The following is a 22,510-nucleotide window of genomic DNA, read 5'->3' as shown; positions in this document are numbered from 1 at the left end:
TGAAGACCGCCACAAAAAGCCAAACCATGTACAAAACCATAGAAAACCAGGTCCGCCATCGCTCCGCATCACCCTCGGTACGCGCCGAATTCCGCCAGCACGACTTCGAGCGCCTGCGGCATTTCTGCATCCTGGTGTTCTGCCTGAGCATCGGCATCTGGATCCTCTTTGACCTGCTGGTGAGCTTTATCGGCCACCAGGGTTTTTCGTGGCGCTCGATGGTGCTGATCTGCGCCATGGCCGTCCTCGCGGTGATCCTGCTGTTCGTGCGCCAGGCCGAGCATTTCAACTGGCTCAACCTGTTCTTCGTCAGCCTCATGGCCTTCGCCGTACGCATGGTGGTCGACGGCACGCCCGAAGCCCACCAGCCCGCCTGGCTGATCATGGCGGCTTCGAGCATCCTCTACTCGACGTCCGTGCTGCCGGTACGGCGTTGGTCGTTCTTTTGCTCGGCATTGATCACCTGGCTGCTGCTCAATCCGTTCCAGGCCGAAGGCAACGAGGTTTTCGACCTGCATGGCCTGATGATCATCAGCTACGCCGCCTTCATCACCGGCCTGACCTTCTACAGCTACATCGTCCAGCGCCAGGCCAAATTGCAGAACTTCCACATGTCGCGCCTGCTGCTGGACCAGGCCTATATCGATGTACTCACCGAAATCCCCAACCGCCGCTCGTTCGTGGCCCAGGCCGAGCGGCATATGCACGACGACAATCCGGGTGCGGGGCGCTATCTGGCGATGATCGACGTGGACAACTTCAAGAAGGTCAACGACCAGTTCGGCCACGACAGCGGCGATGTGGTACTCAAGCGCATCGCCGGCATCATCAGGGCGAGCATGGGCGAGTTCGTTTATGCGCGCCTGGGTGGCGAGGAGTTCGTGGTCTACCTGTGGGGTCTGGACCAGACCGCCACCGAGGCGCGGTTGGCGGCGCTGTGCTCATTGGTCCGGGAAACGCCAGGGGAACATCCGGTGACAGTGAGCATCGGCCTGACCCGCATGGACGCCGGGGACAGCCTGGGCCAAGCCTTGGGGCGGGCGGACGCAGCGCTGTATGAAGCCAAGCGGACAGGGAAGGATCGGTATGTGCTTTGGAGGCCGGCACAATCCCTGTAGCGTCGTGGCAACTTAGCCAAGACCACCAAAGCGCTTGTAGAACCCCTCGCTGACCGCAGGCAACGGCCCGTCCGCCGTCTCCATCGCCGCCTCCAGCCACTGTTCCGCCGGACCCTGGATCAACCGATAGAGGTTGCGGCACAGCTGGCGTGCCGCGCGGCCCTCCCAGTCACCCGGCAACAACTCGTCCGGCAATTGCGGGTCGCGCAGGAGCAGCTTGCGGTATTCGTGGATCAGCAGCACCCGGGCCAGGAAACAGGCCTTGGGATCAAGGCTGTCCTGGTCCTTCAGCACCTGCCACAACGGCCGGAACAGCTGGATGAACTCGCTGTAGTGACTGGCCAGTTCGTCGATCTTCCAGCTTTCCCGTACCTGTGCACGCAAGGCCTTGGACGCCAGCACATCCTGGGCGGTGGTTTCGAAGAGAATGGTTTCTTCCTGGGCGCCGAGGTCCTGCAGGGTGGCGTTGATATCGGCACGGTCGCAGCGCGGGCAGCCGAGCACGCCCGGGGAGATGGCACCGAAACCCTGCCATTCGAGTTCCTCGCGAACCTGCTTGCGCTTGTCCTGGGGCAACTGGGTCAGTACCGCCAGGCACCAGGAGCCGTCCCAGGCCGGGGGATTGGCGGCATAGACGCGCTTGAAGGCTTTCTCGAAACGCCGCCGGCCGGTGCCGGTGAGGCTGTAGTAGCTACGCCGGCCGACCTTTTCCGCGGTCAGCCAGTTTTCCTTGGTCAGGCGGAAGATCGAGGTGCGTATCAGGCGTTCGTTGATGCCCATGGGCTCCAGCAACTGGATCAGGCTGCCGAGCCACACCGTACCGCCCCGCGGTTCGATGGCGTCGCCGTAAAGGGTGATGATCAGGGAACTGGCGCGAATCGGGGTTTGTTGCTGGAAACGCTCGATAAGGTGGTCCAGGGGTGTGAGCGACGACATAGGCGATCCGCTTGAAAAAGAAAGGAATATACCCCCGCGCCCTCGGCATGACCATGCTCCGGGCGCGCGGATACGCTCAAGCACCGCCGGGCAGTTTCGGCCGCACCGCGTCGTCACGATAGCGTCCGCGCCCGGCCTCGACCTCGGTCAGCGGCGCGCATTCGTGCAGGGTTTCCAGGCAGCGCCGGGTCAGTTGCTGGTAGGCACGGGTACCGGTCTGCTTCCAGGCCACCTCCTCATCACTGAGGCGACGGGTGACCTTGGCCGGCGAGCCGAGCACCAGGGACTGCTCTTCGCACTGGAAGCCCGCCTTGACCAGGGCACCGGCCGATACGATACAGCGCGGCGCGATTCGCGCATTGTCGAGAATCACCGCGTTCATGCCGATCAACGCATCTTCTCCGACCACGCAGCCATGCAGCACCGCGCCGTGGCCGACATGGCCGTTGCGCTCGACCACCGTGTCGCTGGCGGGGAAGCCGTGCATCACACAGGTGTCCTGCAGGTTGGCGCCCTCCTCCAGGACGATCCGTCCAAAGTCACCGCGCAAGGCCGCCAAGGGCCCGACATAGCACTGCGGGCCAATGATCACATCGCCAATCAGCACTGCCGAGGGATGCACATAAGCCGTGGGGTGAACCACCGGGGTCAGGCCATCGATACTGTAACAAGCCATGAGAAATCTCCTCGAAAACGATACGCATCAGGCACGCTTGGAGAAACCCTTGTTAGCAGTTTCACCCAGCAATAACGGTGCACCATCAAAAAAGCAGCCAATTATTAGACACGTATTTTATTATTGATGTTGTTTTTCTGTATCGCATTATGCCTATACTCTGGCGAAAGGGCCAAGCAGCCCGTCCAATAAAAAACGCCGGCCCCGAGGCCAGGCGAGCCTTGCGAGGAACGACGTCATGCCGCACACCCTTGAGGTGCAGGCGCATCAGGCGGTAACCCTGATCACCCTGCATCGTCCGCAAGCACTGAACGCCCTGACCACCGAACTACTGGGTGAGCTGGCGGCAGAACTGCAGCGTTGCGCCGAGGACCCAGCCGTGCGCGCCGTGGTCATCACCGGCAGCCGCAAGGCCTTCGCCGCAGGCGCCGACCTCAACGAAATGGCCGAGCGCGACCTGGTCGGCATGCTCGACGACCCGCGCCAGCAGCACTGGCAGCAGATCACCCGCTTCGCCAAACCACTGATCGCCGCCGTCAACGGCTACGCCCTCGGCGGCGGCTGCGAGCTGGCCATGCACGCCGACATCCTTATCGCCGGCAGCGACGCCCGCTTCGGCCAGCCGGAGATCAACCTGGGGATCATGCCCGGCGCCGGCGGCACCCAGCGCCTGCTGCACGCGGTGGGCAAGTCGCTGGCGATGCAGATGGTCCTCACCGGTGAGGCCATCAGCGCCCGGCGCGCCCTCGAGGCCGGCCTCGTCAGCGAAATCACCCAACCGGAACTGACCGTCGAACGCGCCCTGCAGATTGCCCGGCACATCGCCGACAAGGCACCCCTGGCGGTACGCCTGGCCAAGGAAGCCGTGCTCAAGGCCCAGGACCTCGACCTGGCCAGCGGCCTGCGCTTCGAACGTCACGCTTTCACCCTGCTGGCCGGCACCGCCGACCGCAACGAAGGCATCCGTGCCTTCCAGGAAAAACGCCGCGCCGACTTCCACGGCCGCTAAGCCCCTTTCGCCACCGAGGACAGCCTCATGAGCTTCCAGCACATCCTGTTTTCCATCGAGGCCGGGGTCGCCACCCTGTGCCTCAACCGTCCGGAGCAACTGAACAGCTTCAACACCCTGATGCACCAGGAAGTGCGCGAGGCGCTGAAGGTCGTGCAGAGCGATGCCGGGGTTCGGGTACTCCTGCTGACCGGTGAAGGCCGTGGCTTCTGTGCCGGCCAGGACCTGAGCGAGCGCAATGTTGCCCCCGGCGCCGAGGCGCCCGACCTGGGCCTGTCCATCGAGCGTTTCTACAATCCGCTGATCCGCACCCTGCGCGAGCTGCCGATCCCGGTGATCTGCGCGGTCAACGGCGTGGCGGCCGGAGCCGGGGCGAATATCCCGCTGGCCTGCGACCTGGTCATCGCCGCGCGTTCGGCCAGCTTTATCCAGGCCTTTTGCAAGATCGGCCTGATCCCGGATTCCGCCGGCACCTGGGCCTTGCCGCGGCTGGTCGGCATGGCCCGGGCCAAGGCCCTGACCTTGCTGGGCGAACGCTTGTCGGCCGAGCAGGCGCTGGAATGGGGCCTTATCTACAAGGTGGTGGACGACACCGACCTTCGCGATCAGGCCATCGCCCTCGCCCGCCAGCTGGCGACCCAGCCCACCTATGGCCTGGGCCTGATCAAGCGCAGCCTGCACGCCAGCCTGGACAACAGCTTCGAGGAGCAACTGATGCTGGAGCGCGACCTGCAGCGCCTGGCCGGGCGCAGCGAGGACTATCGCGAAGGCGTGGCCGCCTTCGTGGAAAAACGCACGCCGGCGTTCAAGGGGTATTGAGGCGATGAGTGCACTGAACAAGAACAGCGTCGTGGCGGTGATCGGCGCCGGGGCCATGGGCGCGGGGATCGCTCAGGTTGCCGCGAGTGCCGGGCACCGGGTCTGGCTGCATGACAATCGCCCGGGTGCTGCCGCCCAGGCCATCGAAGGCATCGGCAAACAACTGGACAAACGCGTCGCCAACGGCAAGCTGAGCGTGGAGGCCCGGGATGCCTGCCTGGCCGCCCTTTATCCGGCCGACAGCCTGGAGCAACTGGCGGACGCCGGACTGGTGATCGAGGCCATCGTCGAGAACCTGGAGATCAAGCAAGCGCTGCTGGCCCGGCTGGAAGCGCTGTGCACTGCGGACTGCATCCTTGCCAGCAACACCTCGTCGATCTCCATCACCCGCCTCGGCGCCGGCATGCAGCGGCCGCAGCGGCTGGTGGGCATGCACTTTTTCAACCCGGCACCGGTGATGCAACTGGTGGAAGTGATCCAGGGGCTCGCCAGCGATGCCGATGTCGTCGCCACTGTGTTCGCCACTGCCCAGGCCTGGGGCAAGAAGCCGGTGCTGGCGCGCTCGACCCCTGGTTTTATCGTCAATCGCGTGGCCCGGCCTTTCTATGCCGAGAGCCTTCGCCTGCTGCAGGAGGGCGTTGCCGACTGCGCCAGCCTCGACGCCGTGCTGCGCGAGGCGGGTGGCTTCGCCATGGGCGCCTTCGAGCTGACCGACCTGATCGGGCACGACGTCAACTATGCGGTGACCAACTCGGTGTTCGATGCCTATTACCAGGACATGCGCTTCCAGCCTTCGCTCATCCAGAAGGAACTGGTGGACGCCGGGCATTTCGGGCGCAAGAGCGGACGTGGTTTCTATGATTACCGCGAAGGTGCGCGGCGACCGCAGCCGGCCAGCCTGAACAGTACGGCCGCCGTGCCGGAGGTGATCGTCGAAGGTGATGCGGGTCTATTGCAGCCATTGCTGGAGCGCCTGGCCGAACACCAGGTGAAGATCCACCGGCGCGCCGGGCGTGGCCTGCTGCGCATTGGTGACGCCATGGTCGCCTTGAGCGACGGTCGCCTCGCCAGCCAGCGCAGTATCGACGAAGGCCTGGAGCAACTGGTGCTGCTGGACCTGGCGCTGGATTACCGCAGTTGTACCCGTCTCGCGCTCGGTTGCTCGGCAGATACCTCGCGCGAAGCGCTGGACCAGGTGGTGGCGCTTCTGCAAAAAGCCGGCATCGCCGCCACCCCGCTGCGAGACAGCCCGGCCCTGTGCGTACTGCGCACCGTCGCCATGCTCGCCAACGAAGCCGCCGACGCCCTGCTGCAAGGCGTGGCCTCGGCGGCGGATATCGACCTGGCGATGCGCGCCGGGGTCAATTACCCGCAGGGGCCGCTGGCCTGGGCCGACCAGCTGGGGGCCGCCACCCTGGTCCGGGTCCTTGACCATCTGCAGGCCGCCTATGGCGAAGAACGCTACCGCCCCTCCCTGCAACTGCGTCGGCAACTGGCCGAAGGAGTGCCCTTTCATGAATGACCGTCTGGATCTGGCCAGCCGCTGCGCCCAGGCCCTGTATGACCGCGATGCCGCCAGCCAGGGCCTGGGCATGCGCCTGCTGGCCAGCGGGCCGGGCAGCGCCACCCTGGGCATGAGCGTGCGCGCCGACATGCTCCAGGGCCATGGCACCTGTCATGGCGGCTTCCTGTTCGCCCTGGCCGACTCGGCCTTCGCCTTTGCCTGCAACAGCCACAACGACGCCACCGTGGCCCAGGGTTGCAGTATCGACTACGTCGCCCCGGCCGTTGCCGGCGACACCCTGACCGCCACCTGCACCGAACTGAGCCGGGGCAAGCGCACCGGGGTCTACGACGTGCGCATCGAAAACCAGCACGGCAAGCTGATCGCCGTGTTTCGTGGCAAGTCCTACCAGATACGCGGCACCGTGCTGCCAGAGGAAACCCTGAAATGAACGACGCCCTGATCATCGATGCCGTACGTACGCCTATCGGCCGTTATGCCGGCGCCCTGAGCACCGTGCGTGCCGACGACCTCGGCGCCATTCCCCTGCGCGCCCTGATGGAACGCCATCCCCAGGTGGATTGGAGCCAGGTCGATGAAGTGTTCTATGGCTGCGCCAACCAGGCGGGCGAGGACAACCGCAATGTGGCGCGCATGGCCTCACTGCTGGCCGGGCTGCCGGTCAGCGTGCCCGGTGTCACGCTCAACCGCCTCTGCGCGTCCGGGCTGGAAGCGGTCGGCGCGGCAGCGCGGGCGATCCGTTGTGGCGAAGCCGGGCTGGTGCTGGCCGGCGGCGTCGAATCGATGTCCCGCGCGCCGCTGGTGATGGGCAAGGCCGACACCGCCTTTTCCCGCCAGGCCGAGCTGTTCGACACCACCATCGGCTGGCGCTTCGTCAACCCGCTGATGCAACGCCAGTACGGCATCGACAGCATGCCGGAGACCGCCGAGAACGTTGCCGAGCAGTTCGCTATCAGTCGCGCCGACCAGGACGCCTTCGCCCTGCGCAGCCAGCAGCGCGCCGCGGCGGCCCAGGCCAGCGGGCGCCTGGCCGAGGAAATCGTTGCGGTGCGGATTGCCCAGCGCAAGGGGCCGGACAAGCTGGTCGAGCACGACGAGCATCCGCGCGGCGACACCACGCTGGAGCAACTGCAGCGCTTGGCCGCGCCGTTCCGCGAAGGCGGCAGCATCACCGCCGGGAATGCCTCGGGGGTCAACGACGGTGCCTGCGCCCTGCTCCTCGCCAGTCCTGAAATCGCCAGGCGTTATGGCCTTACGGCCCGCGGCCGGGTGATCGGCATGGCCAGTGCCGGGGTCGAGCCGCGGATCATGGGCATCGGCCCGGTGCCGGCGACGCGCAAGGTACTGGAACTCACCGGCCTGGCCCTGGCCGACATGGACGTGATCGAACTCAACGAAGCCTTCGCCGCCCAGGGCCTGGCCGTGCTGCGGGAGCTGGGGGTGGCCGACGATGATCCGCGGGTCAACCCCAATGGCGGCGCCATCGCCCTCGGTCACCCGCTGGGCATGAGCGGCGCGCGCCTGGTCACCACGGCGCTGCACGAGCTGGAGCGGCGCCAGGGGCGTTATGCCCTGTGCACCCTGTGCATCGGCGTTGGCCAGGGCCTGGCGCTGATCATCGAACGACTCGACCACTGAATACAGAACGCTCACCGGCGCCGGGTTATGCTGGGCGCCATGCACTCACAAGAACAACATGCAGAGTGAACCCATGAACATGCAGCTTGCCCCCGCCTCCGTGCTCGACCCGATGGAAACCGCCAGCATCGACCAACTCCGTGCCCACCAGCTGGAGCGTTTGCGCTGGAGCCTGGACCACGCCTACCAGAACGTGCCGATGTACCGCCAGCGCTTCGACGAGCTGGGCGTGCATCCGTCCGACCTGAAGGATTTCGCCGACCTGGCCAGGTTCCCCTTCACGGTGAAGAACGACCTGCGCGACAACTACCCCTTCGGCATGTTCGCCGTGCCCCAGCACGACATCGTCCGCCTGCATGCCTCCAGCGGCACCACCGGCAAGCCGACGGTGGTCGGCTACACACAGAAGGACATCGACACCTGGGCCGACCTGGTAGCGCGCTCGATCCGCGCCGCCGGCGGGCGCAAGGGTGACAAGGTGCATGTGTCCTATGGCTACGGTCTGTTCACCGGCGGCCTGGGCGCGCACTACGGCGCCGAGCGCCTGGGCTGCACGGTGATTCCGATGTCCGGCGGCCAGACCGAGAAGCAGGTGCAACTGATCCGCGACTTCCAGCCGGACATCATCATGGTCACGCCGTCGTACATGCTCAACCTGGCCGACGAGATCGAACGCCAGGGCATCGACCCGCACACGTTGGCCCTGCGCCTGGGCATCTTCGGCGCCGAACCGTGGACCCCGGAGCTGCGCGCCTCGATCGAAGCGCGCCTGGGCATCAGCGCCCTGGATATCTACGGGCTTTCGGAAATCATGGGGCCGGGCGTGGCCATGGAATGCGCGGAAAGCCGCGACGGGCCGACAGTCTGGGAGGATCATTTCTACCCGGAAATCATCGACCCGGTGACCGGCGAGGTGCTGCCCGACGGGCAACTGGGCGAACTGGTATTCACCACCCTGAGCAAGGAAGCGCTGCCGATGGTGCGCTACCGCACCCGCGACCTCACCCGCCTGCTGCCGGGCACCGCACGGCCGATGCGGCGTATCGACAAGATCACCGGGCGCAGCGACGACATGCTGATCATTCGCGGGGTCAACGTGTTCCCGACCCAGGTCGAGGAGCAGGTGCTCAAGGTCAAGCAACTGGCCGAATGCTACGAGATCCACCTGTACCGTACCGGCAACCTGGACAGCATCGACATCCATGTCGAACTGCGTGGCGAGCACCAGCAACTGGGCGAGGCGCAGCAGAAGGCGGTGTGTTCGGAGCTGAGCCGGCATATCAAGACCCACATCGGCATCAGCTCGCGGATCGTGTTGCAGCCGGCTTACTCGATCAAAAGGTCGGAGGGCAAGGCTTGTCATGTGTATGACAAGCGCAAGCAGGCTGTTTGAAGACTGGGCCCGATCTTTCGGGCCTCATCGCTGGCAAGCCAGCTCCCACAACCTGTGGGAGCTGGCTTGCCAGCGATTGGACCTCATTGGCGATAAAATTTTCAGCTCCTGTTGACCAAGCTGACAATCACCTCGAACAACTCCCCCCGCGCCTGCTCATGCCCGATCTCCCCGGCCACCGCCGCCCCGGACAGGGCGTCGGCAGCCCCGAGCATGCCCCATAACCCTGCGCTCGACAGCGCCCCGGCAAAGGGCCCGAGCACCGTGCGGCATTTGCCCAGGAAGTCTTGCTGGCATTCGCGCTTCAAGCGCGCCAATTCCGGCGAGCCCTCCAGCGCCGCCAGCACCCCGGGGATTTCCCGGCCTTCGGCCAGCACGCAGTCGACATAACTGTCGGCAATCGCTCGCGCCTTGCCTTCCAGCGTGGCCTCGCCGGCTGCCATGGCCGCGTCGATCAGCAGGTTCTGGCGTGTCTCGAAATCCCGGTACAGCGCCGTCAGCAGCCCTTCCCGGGTGCCGAAGTGGTCATACACCGTCGGCTTGGTGATCCCCGCCGCTTCCGCCAGGCGTCCCAGGCTCAGGGCGTCGCTGCCCTCTTCGGCAATCACCTGCCGGGCCACCTCCAGCAACTGTTCCAGACGCTGCTCGCGGGTCAGCCGCTTGCGGGTATCGCTCATGCCTCAGGTCCTCTTGTCGAACAACTCGCGACCCAGGCGCCGTGCGGTGTCGAAATGCCCCTGGGGGAAATCTTCATCGGCCTGGGTCAAAAGCACCGAGGATGCCACCCGCGCACCGCAATAGCCAAAGATCCCGTGTTCGATCTGGGTATGCATGGCCACCGAATAGCCGTGCTTGTCGTAGGTCTGCGGTCCGGCGCCGGCGATCGCCACAAGGTGGACCGGCAGGCGCTGCAGCAGCCCCTGCTCGGCCTGGTCATAGGCCCAGCCGCCACTGAACACCCGGTCGATCCAGCCCTTGAGCAGCCCCGGGAACGACCACCAATACACCGGGAACACCAGCACCAGCGCATCAGCGCGGTCGATACGTGCCTGCTCGGCAAGCACATCCGCCGGAACCGGAGACTGATTGCGGAACAGCGCCAGGTCGTGCGCATTGAAGCGCGGATCGAACCCTTCGGCATGCAGGTCGGCGATCTCGAAGCCGTGGGGCGCGGGGATATTTGCCGCCAGCTCGGCGGCGACGCGATGGGTCAGGGACTGCGTGTCCGGATGGGCAACCACGATGAGGGCATGCATGGAACGTACTCCTGCGAGGGCTGAATTGATGTACCAAAGGTATATACGATTGGTACATATGGCAACCCCCAACCCGCCATTGCGCAATGCGATACAAAAACAAGTTACGACACGAGTTTTTGTGTTTGATATTTGGTTTTGTATCACTTATAACTGTGCTCACGCCCAAAGCCCCCCACGACAAAAAGGCGGGAGACACACATGTACGCACAATTGGTCGAAACCGGCGTCAAGCGCCTGAAGACCCTCGACGAGATGTCCGAACAGGAGCGCGCCTTCCAGGAGCGCATCGATGCCGAGATCAAGATCGAGGCGAAGAACTGGATGCCGGACGCCTACCGGCAAACGCTGATCCGGCAGATTTCCCAACACGCCCACTCCGAGATCGTCGGCATGCTGCCGGAGGGCAACTGGGTCACTCGCGCTCCATCGCTCAAGCGCAAGCTGCAGTTGATGGCGAAGATCCAGGACGAAGCCGGCCACGGCCTGTACCTGTACAGCGCCATGGAAACCCTCGGCGCCGATCGTGATACGGAAATTGAAAGGCTGCATAGCGGAAAGGCAAAATATTCCAGCATTTTCAACTACCCGACCCTGAGCTGGGCCGACATCGGTGCGGTAGGCTGGCTGGTGGATGGCGCGGCGATCGTCAATCAGGTGGTGCTCCAGCGCACCAGCTACGGCCCCTATTCCCGGGCGATGATCCGCATCTGCAAGGAAGAGAGCTTCCACCAGCGCCAGGGCTACGAAATCCTCCTGACCATGATGCGCGAGGGCAACCAGGCCCAGAAGGACATGGTCCAGGACGCGATCAACCGCCTGTGGTGGCCGTCGCTGATGATGTTCGGCCCGAGCGACGAGCACTCGCCCAACAGCGCCCAGTCCATGGCATGGAAGATCAAGCGCCAGAGCAATGATGAGCTGCGCCAGCGCTTCATCGACCAGACCGTGCCGCAACTGGAATTGCTCGGCTGCACGGCGCCAGATCCCGAGCTGAAGTGGAACGCCGAGCGCGGTCATTACGACTTCGGCCAGATCCAGTGGGACGAATTCTACGAAGTGCTCAAGGGCAACGGCCCGTGCAACCAGGAGCGGGTCGCCACCCGCCGCCAGGCCATCGAGGACGGTGCCTGGGTACGGGCTGCCGCTGTCGCCCACGCCAAGAAAAAAGCCAATAAAAACGCCGCCTGAGCGCCGCCCGAGGAGAAATCGCCATGTCCGAATGGACCCTGTTCGAAGTGTTCGTGCGCAGCAAGCACGGCCTCAACCACAAGCATGTCGGTAGCGTCCATGCCGCCGATGCCGCCATGGCCATCGAGAATGCCCGCGAGCTGTACACCCGCCGCAACGAGGGGGTAAGCCTGTGGGTGGTGCCCTCGGCGCTGATCACGGCCTCGTCGCCCGACGAGAAGGATCCGCTGTTCGCCCCTGCCGAAGACAAGATCTACCGCCACGCCAGCTTCTACGAGCTGCCGCCTGAAGTGGGGCATATGTAATGACGGCGCCCATGACAGACGATCTGATCCAGTATTTGCTGCGCCTGGGCGACAGCGCCATGGTCCAGGCCCAGCGCCTGTGCCAGTGGTGCGGCCGCGCCCCGGCGCTGGAAGAAGAGCTGGCGCTGATGAACGTCGGCCTCGACCTGGTCGGCCAGGCGCGCAACTGGCTGGAATATGCCGCCGAGCTGAGCGCTGACGGCCGCGATGCCGACCACCTGGTGTTCCGTCGCGACGAGCGCGCCTATCGCAACCTGCTGCTGGTGGAGCAACCCAACGGCGACTATGCGCTGACCATCCTCAAGCAATTCTTCTACGACGCCTGGCATTTCGCCGTGCTGCAAGGCCTGGCCCATTCCAGCGACGAGCGTATCCAGGCCATCGCCAGCAAGGCGTTGAAGGAAGTCACCTATCACCTGCGCCGCTCCGGCGAGTGGGTCGAGCGCCTGGGCGACGGCACCGAGGAGAGCCGCCAGCGCATGCTCGCCGCCCTGCCCCAGGTCTGGCGCTATACCGTCGAGCTGGTGGAGGCCGATGCGCTGGAGCAGCGCCTGTTCCACAGCGGTGTGATCGGCAACCCGGAGCAGGTCGCGCTGGACTGGCAGACGCAGGTCGAAGCCATCTTCGAGCGCGCCACCCTACCGGTGCCGCCAGCGGCCAGTCACTTCTACCTCAGCGGTCGCCAGGGCGTACACAGCGAGCACCTGGGCCTGCTGCTGGCGGAAATGCAATTCCTGCCGCGAGCCTACCCCGATGCGACCTGGTGAGCTGATCGCCAGCGACCGCGGCGCCCGCGCCTCGCGGCCCGATGACCTGCACCAGGCCTGGACGGTGCTGGAGCAGGTCATGGACCCGGAAGTGCCGGTGGTCAGCGTGGTCGACCTGGGCATCGTGCGCGCTCTGGACTGGGCCAACGGCCACCTGCAGGTGACCGTGACCCCGACCTATTCCGGCTGCCCGGCCACCGAGGTGATCGAGCAGGACATCCGCGCCGCGCTGGAACAGGCCGGCTTCGCCGAGCCCGCGCTGAAGCGTCAGCTCAGCCCGGCCTGGACCACCGACTGGATCAGCGCCAGCGGCCGTGAACGCCTGCGCGCCTATGGCATCGCCGCGCCACTGGGCAGTTCGAACAAACGCAGCCTGCTCGGCGAACCGCAGGTGATCGCCTGCCCGCAGTGCGGCAGCAGCCACACCGAGGTACTCAGCGAGTTCGGCTCCACCGCGTGCAAGGCCCTGTACCGCTGCTGCGACTGCCGCGAGCCCTTCGATTATTTCAAGTGCATTTGAGCGCTTGCTGGAGATTCCCCATGAACCAGTTCCACAGCCTGACCGTCAAGCAAGTGCGCAGCGAAACACGCGACGCCGTGTCGATCCTGTTCGATGTACCGCGTGAACTGGGCGAGACCTTCCGGTTCACCCAGGGCCAGTACCTGGTGCTGCGCACCCGCCTGGATGATGAAGAAGTGCGCCGCTCCTACTCGATCTGTACCGGCGTCAACGACGGTGAACTGCGGGTGGCGGTGAAAAAGGTGGTCGGCGGGCGTTTTTCCGCCTTCGCCAACGAGGTGCTGGCGGCCGGTGACGTGATCGACGTGATGCCGCCGTCCGGCAGCTTCCACACCGCGCTGGATCCGGCGCGCCACGCTCACTACCTGGCGGTGGCGGCCGGCAGCGGCATCACCCCGATCCTGTCCATCGTCAAGACCACCCTTGAAGCCGAACCGAACAGCCACTTCACCCTGCTCTACGGCAACCGCGCCAGTGGTTCGGCGCTGTTCCGCGAGCAGCTGGAAGACCTGAAGAACCGCTACCTGCAACGCCTCAACCTGATCTTCGTGTTCAGCCGCGAGCAGCAGGACATCGACCTTTATAACGGCCGCATCGACGCCGACAAATGCGCGCAACTGTTCGGCCGCTGGCTCGACGTGCCGCAACTGGAAGCGGCGTTCGTTTGCGGCCCGCAGGCAATGACCGAGACCGTGCGCGACGCCCTGAAGGCGCGAGGCATGGCCGCGGACAGGATTCACTTCGAGCTGTTCGCCGCAGCCGGCAGCGACGAGCGGCGCCAGGCCCGGGAAGCGGCGCGGCAGGTGGATTCGGCGATGAGCCAGGTCACCGTGATCAGCGACGGCCGTGCGCTGTCCTTCGAGCTGCCGCGCAATAGCCAAAGCGTGCTGGATGCCGGCAATGCCATTGGCGCCGAACTGCCCTACTCGTGCAAGGCCGGGGTCTGCTCGACCTGTAAGTGCAAGGTGATCGAGGGCCAGGTGGAGATGGACAGCAACCATGCCCTGGAAGACTACGAGGTGGCGGCCGGGTATGTGCTGTCGTGCCAGAGCTATCCGCTGAGTGAGCGGGTGGTGCTGGATTTCGATCAGCTTTAAAGGTTTTCGCCTGTACCGGCCTCATCGCTGGCAAGCCAGCTCCCACAGGGATCCCTGTGGGAGCTGGCTTGCCAGCGATGAGGCCCGAAAGAACAAAGCAATACCCCAAGCGTGAACGACACAACAACTACAACAAGATCAAGAGAGCGCACCCATGACCCCCAGTGATATCGAATCCATCAGCAACCACCCCGATTTCCGGCAACTGGTGCGGCGCAAGCGCCGCCTCAACGGCAGCCTCACCGCCGCCATGCTGGTGATCTACTACGGCTTCGTCCTGCTCGTGGCCTTTTCCCCCAGCACCCTCGGCCAGTCCCTCAGCGGCGGGGTGACGAGCGTCGGCATGCTGGTGGGCGTGCTGATCGTGCTGCTGTCCTTCGCCCTCACCGGTATCTACGTGTACCGCGCCAACAATGTCCTCGATCCGCTCAACGACAAGGTCAAGCAGGAGTGCGCGCAATGAACTGGACCGCCATCGGCATGTTCCTGCTGTTCGTCGTCTTCACCCTCGGGGTAACCCGCTGGGCCGCCCTGCGCACCCGTTCGGCCAGCGATTTCTATACCGCCGGCGGCGGCCTGAGCGGGATGCAGAACGGCCTGGCAATCGCCGGCGACATGATCAGCGCCGCGTCCTTCCTCGGTATCTCGGCGATGATGTTCCTCAACGGCTACGACGGCCTGCTCTACGCCCTGGGCGTGCTGGCCGGCTGGCCGATCATCCTGTTCCTGATCGCCGAGCGCCTGCGCAACCTGGGCAAGTACACCTTCGCCGACGTGGTCTCCTACCGCCTGGCACAGACCCCGGTACGCCTGACCTCGGCCTTCGGTACCCTGACCGTGGCGCTACTGTACCTGGTGGCGCAGATGGTCGGCGCCGGCAAGCTGATCGAGCTGCTGTTCGGCATCAGCTACCTGTACGCGGTGATCCTGGTCGGCGTGCTGATGGTGTTCTACGTCACCTTCGGCGGCATGCTCGCTACCACATGGGTGCAGATCATCAAGGCCGTCATGCTGCTTTCCGGCACCACCTTCATGGCCTTCATGGTGCTCAAGCACTTCGGTTTCAGCACCGAGGCGATGTTCGCCAGCGCCGCGGCGGTACATGCCAAGGGCACGGCGATCATGGCCCCGGGCGGGCTGCTGTCGAACCCGGTGGATGCGATTTCCCTCGGCCTCGGCATGATGTTCGGCACCGCCGGCCTGCCGCATATCCTGATGCGCTTCTTCACGGTCAGCGATGCCAAGGAAGCTCGTAAATCGGTGTTCTATGCCACCGGCTTCATCGGCTACTTCTACCTGCTGCTGATCGTCATCGGCTTCGGCGCCATCGTCATGGTCGGCACTGAACCTGCCTACCGTGACGCCAGCGGCGCGATCATCGGCGGCGGCAACATGATCGCCGTGCACCTGGCCCAGGCCGTGGGCGGCAACCTGTTCCTCGGCTTCATCTCGGCCGTGGCCTTCGCCACCATCCTTGCGGTAGTCGCCGGCCTGGCGCTGTCCGGCGCCTCGGCGGTGTCCCATGACCTCTACGCCTGCGTGGTCCGCAAGGGCAAGGCGAGCGAACAGGATGAGATCCGCGTCTCCCGCGTCGCCACCCTGGTGATCGGCGTGCTGGCGATCATCCTCGGCCTGATGTTCGAGTCGCAGAACATCGCGTTCCTGTCCGGGCTGGTGCTGGCCATCGCGGCCTCGGTCAATTTCCCGGTGCTGTTCCTGTCCATGTTCTGGAAGGGCCTGACCACCCGCGGCGCCGTGGCCGGCAGCCTGGCCGGCCTGGTTTCGGCGGTGATCCTGCTGGTGCTGAGCCCTGTGGTGTGGGTCAACGTACTGCATCACGACAAGGCGCTGTTCCCCTACTCCAACCCGGCGCTGTTCTCCATGAGCGCGGCCTTCCTTGCCGCCTGGGCCTTCTCGGTGTCCGACCGCTCGGCCCGGGCCAGCGAGGAACGCGGCCGCTATCTGGCCCAGTTCATCCGCTCCATGACCGGTATCGGCGCCGCCAGCGCCAGCAAACACTAATCACGCAAACGACGACTCGGGAATAACAACAATGAACCCCATTCGCCTTCTGGCCGGATTCACCCTGCCCCTCGCCTGTACTCCGGCCCTGGCCGGCTTCATCGAGGACAGCCACGCGAAGATCGAACTGCGCAACCACTACATAAACCGCGACTTCCGCCAGGACAACGCGCCGCAGTCCAAGGCTGAGGAATGGGCGCAGGGCTTTACCGCCAAACTGGAGTCCGGCTTTACCGATGGCACCCTTGGTTTCGGTGTGGATGCCATGGGCCAACTGGGCATCAAGCTGGACTCCAGCCGCGACCGCCGTGGCACCGGCCTGCTGCCCTATGGCCGCGACAGCCTGGAACCGGTGGACGACTACAGCGAGCTGGGCGTGACCGCCAAGGTGCGCCTGTCGAAAAGCGTGCTGCGCCTGGGCACCCTGCAACCGCTGTTGCCGGTGGTCACCTACAACGACACCCGCCTGCTGGCCTCGACCTTCAAGGGCGGCCTGCTGACCAGCCAGGACATCGACGGCCTGACCCTCAATGGCGGACGCCTGACCAAGGCCAACCTGCGCGATTCCTCGAGCAACGACGATATCGGCTACGGCGCAGCCAGCAGCGATCACTTCGATTTCGGTGGCGGCAGCTACGCCTTCAGCCCGCAGCTGGCGGTGAGTTACTACTACGCCAAGCTCGAAGACATCTATCGCCAGCAGTATGTCGGCCTGGTCCATACCCTGCCGCTGGCCGAGGGCATGAGCCTGCGCAGTGACCTGCGCTGGTTCGACAGCCGCGGCGACGGCGCCGAACGCGCCGGACGCATCGATAACCGCAACTTCAACGGCATGTTCACCCTGGCGGTCGGCGCGCACAAATTCAGCGGCACCTTCCAGCAGATGTCCGGCGACAGTGCCTTCCCCTTCCTCAACGGCGGCGACCCGTACACCGTCAACCTGGTCACCTACAACACCTTCACCCGCGCCGGGCTGGACTCCTGGCAGGCGCGCTACGACTACGACTTCGCCGCCCTGGGCATTCCCGGCCTGAGCTTCATGACCCGCTATACCGACGGCCGCCACGCCAAGGCGGCGGGTATCGACAACGGCCGCGAGCGCGAACGCGACACCGATATCGCCTACGTGATCCAGAGCGGCCCGCTGAAAAACGTCAGCCTGCGTTGGCGCAACGTCACCTTCCGTTCCGGCAACGGCCTGACCAATGCCCTGGACGAAAACCGCCTGATCGTCGGCTACACCCTGGCGCTGTGGTAACAGCGCTTCCTGAAAGAATTGGAGGACACACCGATGTCTGCTGCCCCTACCTTGCAAAGCTTCATCGCCGGTCGCTGGATCGGCCAGCACGGCGCCCAGCCCCTGCGCAGCGCCATCGACGGCCACGTGCTGGGCTACAGCCATGAAGAACGCCCGGACTTCGCCGAGGCCCTCGCCTGGGGGCGCCAGCAGGGCCGCAACGGCCTGATGGCCCTGGATTTCCAGCAGCGTGCGGCGCGGCTCAAGGCCCTGGCGCTGTACCTGGCCGAGCGCAAGGAGCAGCTCTACGCCCTGTCACACCACAGCGGCGCGACCCGTGCCGACAGTTGGATCGATATCGAGGGCGGCAATGCCACACTGTTCTCCTATGCCGGCATCGGTGCCCGCGAGTTGCCGTCGGGCAACCTGGTCCATGAAGGGCCGGCGATCCCGCTGGGCAAGCAGGGCCGGTTCGCCGGCAGTCACATCCTGGTGCCACGGGCCGGGGTCGCGGTGCATATCAATGCCTTCAACTTCCCGATCTGGGGGATGCTGGAAAAATTTGCCCCGACCTTCCTGGCCGGCATGCCCTGCATCGTCAAGCCCGCCACAGCCACCAGCTACCTGACCGAAGCCGTGGTGCGCCTGATCGATGAGTCCGGCCTGCTCCCGGCCGGCGCCCTGCAACTGGTGATCGGCAGCACCGGCGACCTGCTGGAGCGCCTGGACGGCCAGGACCTGGTGACCTTCACCGGCTCGGCGGACACTGCGGCGAAACTGCGGGTCACACCCAACCTGATCCGCAACTCGGTGCCCTTCACCGCCGAGGCCGACTCACTGAACTGCTCGATCCTCGGCCCGGACGTGAGCCCGGACAGCGAAGAGTTCGAGCTGTATATCAAGGAAGTCGCCCGGGAAATGACCACCAAGGCCGGGCAGAAATGCACGGCGATTCGCCGGGCCATCGTGCCGGCGAAGCATCTGGACGCGGTGGCGACCCGCCTGCGGGATCGCCTGGGCAAGGTGGTGGTGGGCGATCCTTCGGTGGAAGGCGTGCGCATGGGGCCCTGGCGTCCCATGCGCAGCAGGCGGATGTCGGCGAGCGGGTCGAACAATTGCTGCAAAGCTGCGACCTGCTGTTCGGTGCCCGTGATGGTTTCGAGCCGCGTGGCGAAGGCGTCGCCAACGGCGCCTTCTTCGCCCCCACCCTGCTGCTGGCGCGGGACGCCCATGCCGAGGGCGGCGCCCACGATATCGAAGCGTTCGGGCCGGTCAGCACCCTGATGACCTATGAAGACCTGGATGAAGCGCTGGACCTGGCTGCCCGCGGCAAAGGCAGCCTGGTGGCGAGCCTGGTCACCGCTGACCGCGCAGTGGCGGCCAGGGCCGTGCCGGTGGCGGCGGCCTGGCATGGCCGCCTGCTGGTGCTGGATGCCGAAGCCGCTGCCGAATCCACCGGCCATGGTTCTCCGCTGCCGCAGCTCAAGCACGGCGGTCCGGGTCGGGCTGGGGGTGGCGAGGAACTGGGCGGGCTGCGCGCCGTGAAGCACTACCTGCAACGGGCCGCGGTACAGGGCTCGCCGAGCATGCTGATGGCGGTGACCGGCGAGTACGTGCGTGGCGCCGAGGTGATCGAAACCGAAGTACATCCGTTCCGCCGCTATTTCGAGGACCTGCGCATCGGCGAGTCGTTGCTGACCCATCGGCGGACGGTGACCGAGGCAGACCTGGTGAACTTCGGCTGTCTTTCGGGGGATCACTTCTACATGCATTTCGACGAGATCGCCGCACGGGAATCGCAGTTCGGCAAGCGTATCGCCCACGGCTACTTCGTGCTGTCGGCGGCGGCCGGCTTGTTCGTCAGCCCGGCTCCCGGGCCGGTCCTGGCCAACTATGGACTGGATAACCTGCGCTTCATCAATCCGGTGGGCATCGGCGACACGATCCAGGCCAGGCTCACCTGCAAGCGCAAGATCGACCAGGGCAAGAAGAGCCCGCAGGGTATCCCGCAAGGGGTGGTGGCGTGGGACGTGGAGGTGACCAACCAGCTTGGGGAGCTGGTGGCGAGTTATGACATCCTGACCCTGGTGGTGAAGCGGGAGGGATAGACTGTGGATGCGGCGCGGTATCGACAAGGTCCGCGTCGCGTTTCGAGGCGCACCGGTAGGTTGGCACGACCAGCGTTTTCAATGCGCCAGCAGGCGCAGCCCATACAGATAGCTCCAGATAATCAACGGAAGTGCCAGCACGCGGCTCCAGAACCAGGGTGAATCCGGTTGCGTATCGCCGCTCCAGAACAGCACCACCAGAGCGAAACCCGTGGCCAGGCATAGCAGTACAACCAATGGCCAGCGAACCCTGCCCAGGAAATCCGGGGAGCCGCACCCGGACGCGCCATGTGCACCATGGCTACCGTCGATTTTTCTCATACCCTCGCCCCGAGAAATATTCCAGGCACGCACAGTAAAACATCTGACTTATCAATTTCGAGCCTCAAACAAGCGAAGGGAAGTTTCCAGGAAAGCTTGAGAAACTTCCGAGCCAGGTGGTTATCCAGCGAGCCGTTGGAAGTGCGCCATGGGCCAGGTTCGCAACCATTGCTGCTGTAGCAACATAGATTCACCAGTGCCCTGCTGCCTGCCTAGCAGCGACGCCGCAAAAATCCTGATTTATCCAATTGAATCAACGAGTTGAAAACATGGCATAAACCCTGCTCTACCCCTGCATCTGCAACGCTCGGGGAGAAGCAGCATGTTCCAGATCAATCCCATCACCAAGGGAATCAGCCTTAGCCTTCTGTTGGCGGGCCAATACCCGTTGGCCTATGCCGACGATGAAACCAGCACCACGCCGGCGCTGAAAACCGTAACCGTCACCGCACAGCACCGGGAAGAAACCCTGCAAGAGGTTCCGGTGGCGGTCTCGGCGGTCCAGGGCACCAGCCTGGCGGCCGACGGCGTGCGCGCCATGGGCGATATCACCACGTTCGTACCCAACGCTTCGGCGAAGAATCCGGACGGCGACGGGCGCCCACGCTGGTACATCCGTGGCCTGGGCACCGGTGATACCGGTGCGGCCACGGTCTACCCGGTGGGCATCTATGCCGACGACGTGTACCTCAATGCCCCGGTGGCCGGCGGCGGGCCGCTGTTCGACCTGGAACGCATCGAGATCCTGCGTGGCCCGCAAGGCACCCTGTACGGCAAGAACACCACCGCCGGCGCGGTCAATGTGATTTCCAAGAAGCCGACCTTCGATACCGACGGCTACGGCACCATCGGCTTCGGCAGCAAGAACGAACGAATCCTCAACGGCGCCATCGGCGGTTCGCTGGTGGACGACCGCCTGGCCGGCCGGGTCTCGCTGTATTCCGAGGAGCGCGACGGTTTCACCCATAACCTGACCAACGACCAGACCTACGGTGACGTCAACAAGAAAGCCGTGCGCGTGCAGTTCCTGGCCAAGGTCAACGAGGACCTCGAAGCCCTGCTGAAGATTCATGGCCGCGAATTCAAGGGCGACGGCAGCAGCGGCTCGCTGCCCCTGGGGCGCTACTACAATGTCGGCTACCAGCGCCCTCATGGGCGCAAGATCGAGCTCAACACCAACGAAGACTACAAGCTCGACCACAGCGGCACGTCGCTGACCCTGAACTGGAACCTCGGCGATTACAACCTGACCTCGATCACCGCCTACGACCATATCCGCAACCAGTCGCTGACCGACGCCGACTACACCCCCTACGAGGTCAACGGTGCCACCGACAGCGATGCGACCTACGACCAGTACTCCCAGGAGTTCCGCCTCGCCTCTTCGCCGCAGGAAACCCTGCGCTGGATGCTCGGTACCCACTACTTCCACGAGACCCTCGACAACAGCGCGGTGCGCAGCATCATTCCGGGCCCGACACCGAACGGCACCGGCTCCAACCAGACCGGCGGCACCGTGGATTACCGCAACCTCGACTACACCCACCGCACCGACAGCTATGCGCTGTTCGGCAACCTGGCCTATGACTTCACAGACAATCTGACCGTCACCGGCGGCCTGCGCTGGACCACCGAGAAAAAGGACATCGATCTCGACCTGACCCAGCTGACCCGGGCTACCGCCACTGGTCCGCTGATCCCGTTGACCGCCGCCGGCAGCAACGGCAATCGCGAGGAAAGCAAGCGCTGGGACGCCTGGACCTACGACCTGACCCCGGAATACCGGATCAACGACAACCTGCGGGTGTTCTTCCGCTACGCCCACGGCTTCCGCTCGGGTGGCTTCAACACCGGCCTCTCAACCAGCCTGGCGCAGTTGACCACGGTCGATCCGGAAGAACTGGATGCCTATGAACTGGGCTTGAAGTCGGAGTGGTTCGACCATCGCCTGACGGTCAACGCCAACGTCTTCTATTACGACTACCAGGACATCCAGGTGAACCTGCTGACGGTCAACAGCGGCATCCTGACCACCGCACTCACCAACGGCGCCAAGGGCAAGGTCAAAGGCGCCGAACTGGAGATCGAGGGCCAGCCCACCGACCGCCTGCATCTGCGCGGCGCGCTGTCGTTCCTGGATACCGAGTACACCGACTTCAAGAACACCAACCCCAATACCGGCGCGGTCACCGGCGACTACAGCGGCAACAGCTTCGTGCGGTCGCCGCGCTACGTGGTGTCCCTCGGGGCCGACTACACCCTGCCGCTGGACATTCCCGGCAGGCTGGTAGCCGGGGGCGATGTCAGCTTCCGTGACAAGGAATACTTCCTCGCCGACCGCCAGAGCAGTGCCGACGCGCCGCTCAACCAGCCCCACTACACCCTGGCCAACAGTCGCCTGACCTGGTTCAGCGCGGACGAGAAGCTCAGCGTCACCGGCTTCGTCAACAACCTCACCGACCGCCGTTACCAGGTCCATGGCCGACCCAACGGTACTGCCGGGCAATACGTGATCACCTACGGCGACCCGCGCACCGTCGGCCTGAGCGTTACCAGCCGTTTCTGACCCTTC

Annotated in this window: 20 protein-coding genes and 2 pseudogenes; 17 read left to right on the top strand and 5 right to left on the bottom strand. The window is 64.8% G+C overall.

The window, feature by feature from the left end; translation table 11 throughout:
- Positions 1 to 26: 26 nt before the first annotated feature.
- Positions 27 to 1,118: a GGDEF domain-containing protein gene (locus CSV86_RS11035; RefSeq protein ID WP_009398384.1), complete on the top strand. Its 1,092-nt coding sequence runs from the start codon at positions 27 to 29 to the stop codon at positions 1,116 to 1,118.
- 12 nt (positions 1,119 to 1,130) lie between these two features.
- Here CSV86_RS11035 and paaX read toward each other — a convergent pair whose 3' ends face one another.
- A complete protein-coding gene (paaX, locus tag CSV86_RS11030; protein WP_009398383.1) occupies positions 1,131 to 2,054 on the bottom strand; it encodes a phenylacetic acid degradation operon negative regulatory protein PaaX in 924 nt (307 codons plus the stop codon).
- A gap of 76 nt (positions 2,055 to 2,130) precedes the next feature.
- On the bottom strand, positions 2,131 to 2,730 hold the full coding sequence (paaY, locus tag CSV86_RS11025; protein ID WP_009398382.1) for a phenylacetic acid degradation protein PaaY: 600 nt from the start codon (positions 2,728 to 2,730) through the stop codon (positions 2,131 to 2,133).
- A gap of 238 nt (positions 2,731 to 2,968) precedes the next feature.
- Between paaY and paaF the strand changes: the two genes are divergently transcribed.
- The 6 genes from paaF (at position 2,969) to paaK (ending at position 9,114) form a co-directional block, all read left to right on the top strand.
- On the top strand, positions 2,969 to 3,739 hold the full coding sequence (paaF, locus tag CSV86_RS11020; protein ID WP_009398380.1) for a 2,3-dehydroadipyl-CoA hydratase PaaF: 771 nt from the start codon (positions 2,969 to 2,971) through the stop codon (positions 3,737 to 3,739).
- 27 nt (positions 3,740 to 3,766) lie between these two features.
- Positions 3,767 to 4,558: a 2-(1,2-epoxy-1,2-dihydrophenyl)acetyl-CoA isomerase PaaG gene (paaG, locus tag CSV86_RS11015; RefSeq protein WP_009398378.1), complete on the top strand. Its 792-nt coding sequence runs from the start codon at positions 3,767 to 3,769 to the stop codon at positions 4,556 to 4,558.
- A gap of 4 nt (positions 4,559 to 4,562) precedes the next feature.
- Positions 4,563 to 6,080: a 3-hydroxyacyl-CoA dehydrogenase PaaH gene (paaH, locus tag CSV86_RS11010; RefSeq protein ID WP_009398377.1), complete on the top strand. Its 1,518-nt coding sequence runs from the start codon at positions 4,563 to 4,565 to the stop codon at positions 6,078 to 6,080.
- On the top strand, positions 6,073 to 6,513 hold the full coding sequence (gene paaI, locus CSV86_RS11005; protein WP_009398376.1) for a hydroxyphenylacetyl-CoA thioesterase PaaI: 441 nt from the start codon (positions 6,073 to 6,075) through the stop codon (positions 6,511 to 6,513). The genes paaH and paaI overlap by 8 nt, the downstream gene beginning before the upstream one ends.
- Entirely contained in the window at positions 6,510 to 7,721 is a 1,212-nt protein-coding gene (gene pcaF / locus CSV86_RS11000; protein ID WP_009398375.1) for a 3-oxoadipyl-CoA thiolase, read from the top strand. The genes paaI and pcaF overlap by 4 nt, the downstream gene beginning before the upstream one ends.
- 73 nt (positions 7,722 to 7,794) lie before the next feature.
- Complete coding sequence (gene paaK, locus CSV86_RS10995) at positions 7,795 to 9,114, top strand: phenylacetate--CoA ligase PaaK (RefSeq protein ID WP_009398374.1); 1,320 nt, start codon at positions 7,795 to 7,797, stop codon at positions 9,112 to 9,114.
- Between the two features lie 101 nt (positions 9,115 to 9,215).
- Here paaK and CSV86_RS10990 read toward each other — a convergent pair whose 3' ends face one another.
- Positions 9,216 to 9,791 carry a TetR/AcrR family transcriptional regulator gene (locus tag CSV86_RS10990; RefSeq protein WP_009398373.1) on the bottom strand — a complete coding sequence of 192 codons (576 nt, stop codon included), beginning with the start codon at positions 9,789 to 9,791 and terminating at the stop codon, positions 9,216 to 9,218.
- Between the two features lie 3 nt (positions 9,792 to 9,794).
- Entirely contained in the window at positions 9,795 to 10,370 is a 576-nt protein-coding gene (locus CSV86_RS10985; protein WP_009398371.1) for an NAD(P)H-dependent oxidoreductase, read from the bottom strand.
- A gap of 201 nt (positions 10,371 to 10,571) precedes the next feature.
- On the opposite strand from CSV86_RS10985, the gene paaA reads away from it, so the two are divergent.
- The 9 genes and pseudogenes from paaA to paaZ all read left to right on the top strand — a co-directional run bounded on the left by paaA (position 10,572) and on the right by paaZ (position 19,617).
- The gene (paaA, locus tag CSV86_RS10980; protein WP_009398369.1) at positions 10,572 to 11,561 is read left to right on the top strand and encodes a 1,2-phenylacetyl-CoA epoxidase subunit PaaA; all 990 of its coding nucleotides are present in this window, start codon (positions 10,572 to 10,574) and stop codon (positions 11,559 to 11,561) included.
- Between the two features lie 23 nt (positions 11,562 to 11,584).
- A complete protein-coding gene (paaB, locus tag CSV86_RS10975; protein WP_009398366.1) occupies positions 11,585 to 11,866 on the top strand; it encodes a 1,2-phenylacetyl-CoA epoxidase subunit PaaB in 282 nt (93 codons plus the stop codon).
- Positions 11,867 to 11,877: 11 nt separating this feature from the next.
- Positions 11,878 to 12,633: a 1,2-phenylacetyl-CoA epoxidase subunit PaaC gene (gene paaC, locus CSV86_RS10970; RefSeq protein ID WP_009398364.1), complete on the top strand. Its 756-nt coding sequence runs from the start codon at positions 11,878 to 11,880 to the stop codon at positions 12,631 to 12,633.
- Positions 12,620 to 13,153, top strand: coding sequence for a 1,2-phenylacetyl-CoA epoxidase subunit PaaD (gene paaD, locus CSV86_RS10965; RefSeq protein ID WP_009398362.1), 534 nt, complete (start codon positions 12,620 to 12,622; stop codon positions 13,151 to 13,153). The genes paaC and paaD overlap by 14 nt, the downstream gene beginning before the upstream one ends.
- 20 nt (positions 13,154 to 13,173) lie before the next feature.
- On the top strand, positions 13,174 to 14,250 hold the full coding sequence (gene paaE / locus CSV86_RS10960; protein ID WP_009398360.1) for a 1,2-phenylacetyl-CoA epoxidase subunit PaaE: 1,077 nt from the start codon (positions 13,174 to 13,176) through the stop codon (positions 14,248 to 14,250).
- A 154-nt stretch (positions 14,251 to 14,404) separates the two neighbouring features.
- Positions 14,405 to 14,713 carry a DUF485 domain-containing protein gene (locus CSV86_RS10955; protein WP_009398359.1) on the top strand — a complete coding sequence of 103 codons (309 nt, stop codon included), beginning with the start codon at positions 14,405 to 14,407 and terminating at the stop codon, positions 14,711 to 14,713.
- A pseudogene (locus CSV86_RS10950) lies at positions 14,704 to 16,272 on the top strand (cation acetate symporter); the annotation flags it as partial. The gene CSV86_RS10955 and the pseudogene CSV86_RS10950, both read left to right, overlap by 10 nt.
- A 31-nt stretch (positions 16,273 to 16,303) precedes the next feature.
- Positions 16,304 to 17,530, top strand: a complete 1,227-nt coding sequence (locus CSV86_RS10945; protein WP_009398357.1) for an OprD family porin — start codon at positions 16,304 to 16,306, stop codon at positions 17,528 to 17,530.
- Between the two features lie 33 nt (positions 17,531 to 17,563).
- A pseudogene (gene paaZ / locus CSV86_RS10940) lies at positions 17,564 to 19,617 on the top strand (phenylacetic acid degradation bifunctional protein PaaZ).
- A 78-nt stretch (positions 19,618 to 19,695) separates the two neighbouring features.
- Here paaZ and CSV86_RS10935 read toward each other — a convergent pair.
- Complete coding sequence (locus tag CSV86_RS10935; protein ID WP_158487713.1) at positions 19,696 to 19,938, bottom strand: hypothetical protein; 243 nt, start codon at positions 19,936 to 19,938, stop codon at positions 19,696 to 19,698.
- A 322-nt stretch (positions 19,939 to 20,260) separates the two neighbouring features.
- Between CSV86_RS10935 and CSV86_RS10930 the strand changes: the two genes are divergently transcribed.
- Positions 20,261 to 22,504 carry a TonB-dependent receptor gene (locus CSV86_RS10930; RefSeq protein WP_009398354.1) on the top strand — a complete coding sequence of 748 codons (2,244 nt, stop codon included), beginning with the start codon at positions 20,261 to 20,263 and terminating at the stop codon, positions 22,502 to 22,504.
- Positions 22,505 to 22,510: the final 6 nt, after the last annotated feature.

The sequence above is a fragment of the Pseudomonas bharatica CSV86 genome, from assembly GCF_000319305.2.
GTDB lineage: Bacteria > Pseudomonadota > Gammaproteobacteria > Pseudomonadales > Pseudomonadaceae > Aquipseudomonas > Aquipseudomonas bharatica.
The sequence above is the reverse complement of the archived record's forward strand: the minus strand, read 5'-3'. Positions and strand labels throughout refer to the sequence as shown.